At 56.5% G+C, this 8535-nt stretch carries 8 protein-coding genes; 1 reads left to right on the top strand and 7 read right to left on the bottom strand.

Annotation, left to right across the window (positions count from 1 at the left end):
* Positions 1-134: 134 nt before the first annotated feature.
* From tnpB to aepX, 4 genes are read right to left on the bottom strand one after another with little or no spacing between them, the layout of a single operon-like run.
* Positions 135-596 carry an IS66 family insertion sequence element accessory protein TnpB gene (gene tnpB, locus BLX42_RS25875; RefSeq protein WP_256672118.1) on the bottom strand — a complete coding sequence of 154 codons (462 nt, stop codon included), beginning with the start codon at positions 594-596 and terminating at the stop codon, positions 135-137.
* Positions 593-1342 (bottom strand): PHP-associated domain-containing protein, encoded by a 750-nt coding sequence (locus BLX42_RS25870; RefSeq protein WP_125924462.1) that lies wholly within the window; start codon positions 1340-1342, stop codon positions 593-595. Before BLX42_RS25870 ends, tnpB begins: the two co-directional genes overlap by 4 nt.
* Positions 1343-1345: 3 nt before the next feature.
* Positions 1346-1906, bottom strand: coding sequence for an HD domain-containing protein (locus BLX42_RS25865; RefSeq protein ID WP_125924463.1), 561 nt, complete (start codon positions 1904-1906; stop codon positions 1346-1348).
* Positions 1887-2771, bottom strand: coding sequence for a phosphoenolpyruvate mutase (gene aepX, locus BLX42_RS25860; protein ID WP_161872947.1), 885 nt, complete (start codon positions 2769-2771; stop codon positions 1887-1889). Before aepX ends, BLX42_RS25865 begins: the two co-directional genes overlap by 20 nt.
* Positions 2772-2981: 210 nt before the next feature.
* On the opposite strand from aepX, the gene BLX42_RS25855 reads away from it, so the two are divergent.
* A complete protein-coding gene (locus BLX42_RS25855; protein ID WP_161872946.1) occupies positions 2982-4175 on the top strand; it encodes an MFS transporter in 1194 nt (397 codons plus the stop codon).
* 110 nt (positions 4176-4285) lie between these two features.
* Here BLX42_RS25855 and leuA read toward each other — a convergent pair whose 3' ends face one another.
* The 3 genes from leuA to xseA all read right to left on the bottom strand — a co-directional run.
* Positions 4286-5959 carry a 2-isopropylmalate synthase gene (gene leuA, locus BLX42_RS25850; RefSeq protein WP_161872945.1) on the bottom strand — a complete coding sequence of 558 codons (1674 nt, stop codon included), beginning with the start codon at positions 5957-5959 and terminating at the stop codon, positions 4286-4288.
* A 400-nt stretch (positions 5960-6359) separates the two neighbouring features.
* Entirely contained in the window at positions 6360-7187 is an 828-nt protein-coding gene (locus tag BLX42_RS25845) for a peptidoglycan DD-metalloendopeptidase family protein (protein WP_161872944.1), read from the bottom strand.
* A gap of 3 nt (positions 7188-7190) precedes the next feature.
* Positions 7191-8535, bottom strand: a 1345-nt coding sequence (xseA, locus tag BLX42_RS25840; RefSeq protein ID WP_161872943.1) for an exodeoxyribonuclease VII large subunit, incomplete at its 5' end; no start/stop codon positions are given.

Genomic DNA, 8535 nt, shown 5'->3' with positions numbered 1-8535 from the left:
TGGGTGGCATAGGCTTCGTTGACTTCCTGCTCGCGCAAGCGTGCTTCGTAGGCCTCAAGCAACATCTGCTTGAGTAGTACGGGATCGTCTGGAAGGTTGTCGGGCAAGGAAATCATGCCCCGGATTATACCGGGTCAGGCAACGAAACGGGGTGTCAGAACCTGATGTGGACGGTTGCGCCAGAGGTCGAAGCCGTCGAGTAACCAGTTAAGTTCCTGGACGGTCAGGACGATGGCTTCGTCGGTGGCGTCGGGGGAAGTTTTGAAACGTTCGGCTTCGAGGCGCTTGAGCCAAAGGCAGAAGCCGTTGCGCTCCCAGTACAACACCTTGATGCGGTTACGGGCTTTATTGAGGAAGACGAAAAGTACGGGGTCGAACACGGCGACTTTGATGTCCAGCTCGACCAGGGCGGTGAGGCCGTCGATGGATTTTCGAAAATCCACAGGCTTGGGGTAGAGGTAAACCTTTTCGACTTTGCTGTCGGGACGCATCATGGCGGACTGGCTCCAGAAAGAAATCGGGAGCGCAGCATCGGGCTTCAGGTAGTCGCTTGGAATGTGGGCTTCATGGAGCGGATACGTTATTTTGTTGTTCATGGTTCCCTTCTCTCTGTGTCGGTTTGGCGATGGATCCTAGCCAAAGCAGTTAAACGCAATGAGTCGCGATCCGGTTCGTGCGTTGTGTGATGGCTGTGCAGCCATTTTTTCAGGGTGAGTGGACTGTGCGTGTTATCTTCATTTATAAGTGTTTTACAAGCGCCTATGGATATGAATGAGTGAGAATCAGACCCTCCTGTAGTGTCGAGATTTAATGTCGATGCTAATGTCAAGTATTTATGTATGTTAGTGAGGTCTTTGGCCGGGACCTCGATCGCGTTTATGCAGCGTTTTAAAGCTTCAAGATCTGAGCATGTCTTACCTGGCCAAAAAATATGGTGCGCTACTAGTTTAAAAGGTCTGCCTCGCTTCTCTAGCAGTCCATGAAGCGTATCCAGGGTATACGCGCTCGCTCGTCGATCAAGACTCAGCAGTGTTTCCAGGTCAGCATGCACGCCAATGTTCATATTGTTCGCGAGATGTAGCTCTGCACCGGGTAACACAAGGACACCGTTACAGATAACTGAGCCATCTCCCTGCGTGCTACCACCGAGGCGATTGCTGCAGAATAGACCCAGCATCAGTTTTTCGTAAGCATCAGCTTCGATGTGTTCGGTGATGCAGATTGCATCGAGTTCATTAAAGTTTGCTACTTTCAGCGTCTGGCTCACTGAGTTCCAATCCGGCTCTGCTTGCTGCTTCCACATGAGCAGATGCACATGAGCATCCAATATTGTCCTTTTCATTCATCACCTCATTACGGCCATGATGATTTTTTCATACCTTGAATACGCATTCACGAATCCATTGTCATACGGCGTGTCATCAAATTTTCGGATGGATAGCGCGTCATGGTGGTATGGCTGGTTTTGAAACGCCAAGATTTCTTCGCTTGTCATACGTCCCCCTTGGTTAAGTAAGCTTGACAGTGATCCCGAGCTCAGTTGATCGTTGTAGTTTTCATTAACGGTGATTAAGTATCGCTTTGCATCGATATGGAGTTGAATGGGGATGCAGACTGACTGAGGGAACCATCGGTTTAGCCATTGGGCACCCAGATCAGCATGCTGGCAGTCCTTTTCATATGGAGTCATTTCCGGGTCACTGTTGCATAGGAAATGGCCAATGTCGTGGAACAACGCTGCGACAATCACTTCTTCCGCACAGCCCTCAGTCAATGCTTGGTGAGCACTCCAAAGCGAGTGCTCCAAGAGTGTCTCGCCGTTGCTAAGCTTTACTTCTTTACATTCAAGCATGATTGTTTTGAGCATGTGGCAGGCAGCCCGCATGCTAGCTTTCTTGTCGAGCATAAATCAGCTCCGCATCCTTTAGTTCGTCGTAGTTCAAAAGTTGAAATACTTCGGAGAGCGAACAGATGTTATTGTCGATGTTGCAGATGCTATTGTCTGCCTGAATTTGTGCTGCTGCATTTCGCATTGCAAGCAATGAGGCCCGCATCATTTGGTTTGCACATATATACACCGAGACCCCAACTTCCTGTAGTAGCTCCGTCGACACGTTTTTATAGGTTGTTGGGGCAACTATCAAAGGGCAGCGTCCTGCCCAGCACTTACTGAATTCCAATATGTCGAATCCGTCTGTCTCTTTGGAGTGTATAAAAATTCCATCGGCACCTGCTTCGTAGTACTGCTCCGCTCGTTTCAAAGCCGCCTGGACACTCATTCCGGCTACCAATGCTTCTGTACGAGCAATAACAATAAAGTCATCGTCCCGTTTCGAATCCTGCGCAGCTTTAATCTTTCCGCAAAATTCATCCACGCTACTAAGTGCGTGCTCATGGCTGACGAACGAGTTCATTTTAGGAAACTGTTTGTCTTCTAAAGAAACTCCAGCTATCCCATAGTGCGACAGGCGCTTAACTATGTGCCTTACATTATTGAAATTCCCGAAGCCTGAATCTCCGTCGAAAAGAACAGGGATATTTACTGCGTCAGCTATGCATTGAGCGACCTCCATGACCTGACTCCATGATGCCTCATTGCAATCGCGAAGCCCCATCGCTGAGGAAATAGCGAGTCCCGACGCCCAAATAGCTGGATAGCCCGTCTCCTCGACTATTCTAGCGGAGAGCCCATTGTGGGCCTCCAGAATCAGGTCGAGCCTGCCGTTGAATAATAGTTTTCGGAAACTTCCTACAGTTTTTTTTCTTGACATCACAAACTCCGTTTTTTGTTGTTGTGGATGAGTTGCTGATTCAGTCTTAGTCGCACTTGGTGAAAAACTCAATGCCCTGTATGGTTTTTTTACATTTGATCTTCCATAGATAAAATTGTCACTGTCAGGTGACAATTCAACCTAATCTGCTGGTTGACGGTAGATTGGCCGCAATTTACGCTTCGTTGATTGATGTGTAACTAGTTAATTATGAACAATCAATCAAAGGCAATAACATGTCTGCTTCTTGCTTTCTTTGTCGAGGCGTGTGCAGCGCAGGTGATTTTTATCTACGTACCGCTAAGCATGCTAAGTGGGTCGGGGGATGAAGTTTTCTCAGCGCTGCTAAGAGCGACCGTTTATTTAGGTCCAGTTGCCTTTGGTTATTGGGCTGGGAGACTTGTGGATGGAGTTCGCTCGCGAGCCTTAGGTTTCTTGGTCGCGCTGGGGCTATGCTGTCATGTGGCGTTGTATGCGATTCGGCGAGGGGGATGGACGTTGTTAGAGACGTTTGTTCTATTAAGTGTGATTTCCATCGGGATATATATACTCAGCAATCTTCGTGCTTGCCTGATACCCCGTATCCTCCATAAAGATTTACTCCCGCGCATGAATGCAGGATTACTTATCGTCGAGCACTGTGCGCTCATCCTATCGCCCGTCGCCGTCTCATATTTTTTGATGTTGCAAAATCCGGTGGTAGTATTTTATGGTGCTTCCATTTGTTTTTTGCTTTCAAGTTTTCTGTATCGCTACTCCTCTTTGGAACTCCCGCCTCGCATCGCCCCGGTTGTCCCCACTTCCTTTATCTCCAGCTATAGGGCGCTTGTGCAAAACAAGCCGCTGGTGCATGTTGTTTATATCGTCGTGGGCAATAATGCCTTCACAGCTATTTATCTTTTTTTCGTGCTCCTGAGTGCTGCGGACAGTGGGGTATTCAATATCAGCGAAACACCATTCCTTTTGGTTTCATATGCTTTGGGTTCCATTTTTTCCGGATTAGTCGCACCGAGGATGATGCGTGCATTAAATACCCGCATTGCTGTGTGTACATGCAGTGCTGGAATGGCTGCATCAGGGGTGTCGCCACTTGGACTAGGAACGGTTGAGTCTTACTATGTGTCAGCCTTTTTCGTGGGCTTCTTTGGGGCCTATGTGATCATTACAGCTTGGACATTGAGACAGGCGCTGGTACCCGCGGCTTTGCTTGGCAGAGTCACCGGAATTACCAGTGCACTCTTCAAAGTTTCGATGCTGCTTTCTGTCCCATTGGCAGGGTTGATAAGCAGTTCTTTTGGCAGTGCTGTAGCCATACTTGCGGGTATTGTGCCCGTAGGGTTAGGGCTCGCACCTATGGCAGTCGCTTCGTTGAAAGTGAAAATGGGTAGTCCTCATACTGACTGACGGGCCTGATTTTTCTTAAACTGTTGTTTAAGCTGGCTGACAGTCCAACTGGTGAATCCAGGGTAAAAAAAAGCCCGCATCAAAGATGCGGGCTTTTTTGGGGGGGCAAGTTACGCGGCCTTGGCCTCTTGCTGGCTCAGCGAGCGGTTCAGCGCGCTGAACAGTGCCTTGAAGCTGGCCGTGGTGATGTTCTCATCGATACCCACGCCGTGCACCGGGCGGCCACCGGCCACGCGCAGTTCGATGTAGGCCGCGGCCTTGGCATTGGTGCCGGCACCGATGGCGTGCTCGTTGTAGTCCATGATCTCCACCGCAACCGGCAGGCCGGCTACCAGGGCTTCGAGGGCGCCATTGCCCTTGCCGCGCCAGTGCAGGGTAGTTTCGCCTTCACCGGCGACTTCCACTTCCACGGCGCTGTGGCCGTTTTCTTCCTGCAGGCGGTGGCTGACCAGCGCATACGGGCTGTTGGCCTGGAGGTATTCCTTGTGCAACAGGCTGTAGATCTGCTGCGCGGTCATTTCCAGGCCAAGGCGGTCGGTTTCACCCTGTACCACCTGGCTGAATTCGATCTGCATGCGGCGCGGCAGGCTGATGCCGTATTCCTGCTCGAGCAGGTAGGTGATGCCGCCTTTGCCCGACTGGCTGTTGACGCGGATAACCGCCTCGTAGCTGCGGCCGATGTCGGCCGGGTCGATCGGCAGGTACGGCACTTCCCACAGCTCACCGTCCTGCTGCTTGGCGAAGCCCTTGCGGATGGCGTCCTGGTGCGAGCCGGAGAACGCGGTGTGGACCAGGTCGCCGACATACGGGTGCCGCGGGTGTACCGGCAGCTGGTTGCACTCTTCGACCACTTTGCGCACGCCGTCGATGTCGGAGAAGTCCAGTTGCGGGTCGATGCCCTGGGTGTAGAGGTTCAGCGCCAAGGTCACCAGGTCGACGTTGCCGGTGCGCTCGCCATTGCCGAACAGGCAGCCTTCGGCACGGTCGGCGCCGGCCATCAGGCCCAACTCGGTGGCAGCAATGCCGGTGCCACGGTCGTTGTGGCAGTGCAGGCTGATGATCACGCTGTCGCGGCGGCTGATGTTGCGGCAGAACCACTCGATCTGGTCGGCGTAGATGTTCGGCGTGGCAACTTCCACGGTGGCCGGCAGGTTGAGGATGACCTTGTGCTCAGGCGTCGGGTTCCACACTTCGATGACCGCGTCGCAGACTTCCTTGGCGAACTCAAGCTCAGTGGCGCTGAAGGTTTCCGGCGAGTACTGGAACGTCCACTGGGTTTCCGGCTGCTGGGCGGCGTACTTGACGAACAGCTTGGCCGCGTTCACCGCGATGTCTTTCACGCCTTGCTTGTCCTGGTTGAAGACGATGCGGCGGAACGACGGGCTGGTGGCGTTGTACAGGTGGACGATGGCCTTCTTGGCCCCGCGCAGTGATTCGAAGGTGCGCGCGATCAGGTCTTCACGGGCCTGGGTGAGCACCTGGATGGTGGTGTCATCCGGGATGTGACCATCTTCGATCAAGGTGCGCACGAAGTCGAAATCGGTCTGCGAGGCGGACGGGAACGAGGCTTCGATTTCCTTCACGCCAACCTGCACCAAGGTCTTCCAGAACCGCAGCTTCTTCTCCGAGTCCATCGGCTCGATCAGCGACTGGTTGCCATCACGCAGGTCCGAGCTGCACCAGATCGGCGCTTCGGTGATGGTCTTCGACGGCCAGGTACGGTCTGGCAGGTCGATGGTCGGGAAGGCGCGGTACTTCTTCGAAGGGTCTTTGAGCATGGTCATGGAAGCAATCCTTTTGTGTGCGGCCGAGATCGGGCCTGCCGAGCGATAACGAGATGAAGAGGCGAGGCGACGCGATCAGCCTGGTAGTCGGGCGCTGACCAGGCAGAGGCTGCGATGTTGTCGGAGCAGGATGAGGGTGCTGAAGGTTTTCATGCCTTCAACCCTAACCAGTGGGGTGAGGGATGGCAAGCGCTGGCGAAAAATTGAGATAAATGCTTAAAAAAAGCTAAATGGCGAGATTTTATGGCTGTTATTTATCTCGGGATTCGAGCTTATTGCGCTGTATTTTTTGATTGCGCAAATCAAGCTAACGGAGGCGAGGGTGCTGGCCTCTTCGCCGGCAAGCCAGCTCCCGGAAGGGGTTGGCAGCCGGCTTGCCGGCGATGAAGGCGCTACGGTATCAGGGCTGGAACGCACCAATGAAGATGGCCGGGTCCACCCGCGCATCATTCAGGCTGACATTCCAGTGCATGTGCGGCCCGGTCGCCCGCCCGGTCGAGCCAACCCTGCCCACCACATCGCCGCGACGCAGTTGCTGCCCCACGTTCACATCAATCTTCGACATGTGGCAGAACATGCTGATGAAGCCCTGCCCATGGTCGACGAACACCGTGCGGCCGTTGAAGAAATAATCACCCACCAGGATCACCTTGCCATTGGCCGGTGTCTTGATCGGCGTGCCAGCAGGCACCGCGAAATCGAGCCCGGCATGCGGGTTGCGCTCTTCACCGTTGAAGAAGCGGCGTACGCCGAACTTGCTCGACAGCGGGCCGCTGACGGGCTTGTCGAGGACCAGGTTGCTCGGCAGGTTCGGGCTGAAGCTGCGGTAGGCCTTGATCTGCTCGGCCAGTTCACGGTCGATGCGCTTGAGGTCGGCGGGGTTGGGGTTGACCTGGCGCTTGTTCTTCAGGGTGATGTGCTGCTCGGGGTACTTCTTGTTGCCCACGCTGAACGGCAGGCTGCGCCCGCCCTGCGTCAGCAGGGCCGGGCCGGGCTTTTGCGTCAGCGGAATGCCGACGATGGCCAGCCAGTTGTCCTGCTCTTTCACCACCAGCACCGGTTTGCCGTCGAAGCGTGCGCTCGGCGCCGTGGCCGCCCGGCCCAGATCGACCACGGCAACGCCGCCCGGGACAGGCTTGTTCAGGGTGCGGGTGATGTAGCTGGCCTGGGCACCGCCGGCCAGCAACAACAGGGATAGGGCAAGCAGAGGGGCGAACAGGCGGGGCATGTGTCAGTCCAGTAGGGAAAGGGTGACCGGAGTCAGGTGGTTGTCCTCGACCCGCACCTGCAATTCGCCCTCATTCAGGCGGGCAGTCAGGCGCTGGCCGTTGCGGGTTTGCTCGGCACTGCGGATGGCCTGGCCACGCTCATCGAGAAGGATGCTGTAGCCGCGTGCCAGGGTCGCCAGCGGGCTGACCACCTGCAGCGTCTGCAACTGCGCCTGAAAGCGCTGGCGGCGGTCCTTGAGCACCTCGCGCATGGCCCGCGGCAGCCGCTCGGCGAGGCTGTCCAGGCGTTGGCTGAGCAGTTTCAGCGTACGCCCCGGATGCTGCGCGGCCAGGCGTGTGTCGAGGCGCGCCAGGCGTTCGCGGCGCTGGTTGAGGCTCTGCAGGAAGGCGCGGCGCATGCGCATGTCCAGGTCGTCCAGGCGCTGTGCCTGCTGGCGCAAGCGCTCGCCGGGGTGGCGCAGGCGCCGGGTCAGCGATTCCAGGCGCAGGCGGTCGTGGGCCAGGCGGTTCTGCATGCGCAGCAGCAGGCGCCGCTGCAACCCTTCAAGGCGCTGCTGCAGCCCGCTGCTGTCGGGTGCCAGCAGCTCGGCGGCGGCAGAGGGCGTAGGGGCGCGCACATCGGCGACAAAGTCGCTGATCGACACGTCGGTCTCATGGCCCACGGCGCTGACGATCGGCGTGACGCAGGCCGCTATTGCACGCGCCACGGCTTCTTCGTTGAAGCACCACAGGTCTTCCAGCGACCCGCCGCCACGGGCCAGGATCAGGGCATCGAAACCGAGGCTGTCGGCCAGGCGGATGGCGCGCACGATCTGCGCAATGGCTTCGCGGCCCTGTACTGCTGTTGGGATCAGGTTCAGTTCGACCTGCGGGGCGCGGCGGCCGAACACGCTGATGATGTCGCGGATGACCGCGCCGGTGGGCGAACTGATGATGCCGATGCGCTGCGGGTGGGCGGGCAGCGGCTTTTTGCGTTCGGCGCTGAACAGGCCCTCGGCGCCGAGCTTTTCCTTCAGTGCCTCGAAGGCCAGGCGCAGAGCGCCGTCACCGGCCGGTTCGACGGTGTCGAGAATCAGCTGGTAGTCGCCACGGCCTTCGAACAGCGAGACCTTGCCGCGCACACGCACTGCCAGGCCATCGCGCAGGGCCTGGCGGACACGTGTGGCGTTCTGCCGGAACAGCGCGCAGCGCACCTGGGCGCCGCTGTCTTTGAGGGTGAAGTACATGTGGCCGGAGGCCGGGCGGGCGAGGTTGGATATCTCGCCTTCCACCCAGACGCTGCGGAACACGTCTTCCAGCAGCACACGGGCGCGGCCGTTGAGCTGGCTGACGGTGAGAACCTCGCGG

Origin of the sequence: Pseudomonas sp. SG-MS2 (assembly GCF_009933855.1) — a bacterium.
GTDB lineage: Bacteria > Pseudomonadota > Gammaproteobacteria > Pseudomonadales > Pseudomonadaceae > Aquipseudomonas > Aquipseudomonas putida_E.
Note: the sequence above shows the minus strand (reverse complement) of the source record. Positions and strands in the feature narration are given on the sequence as shown.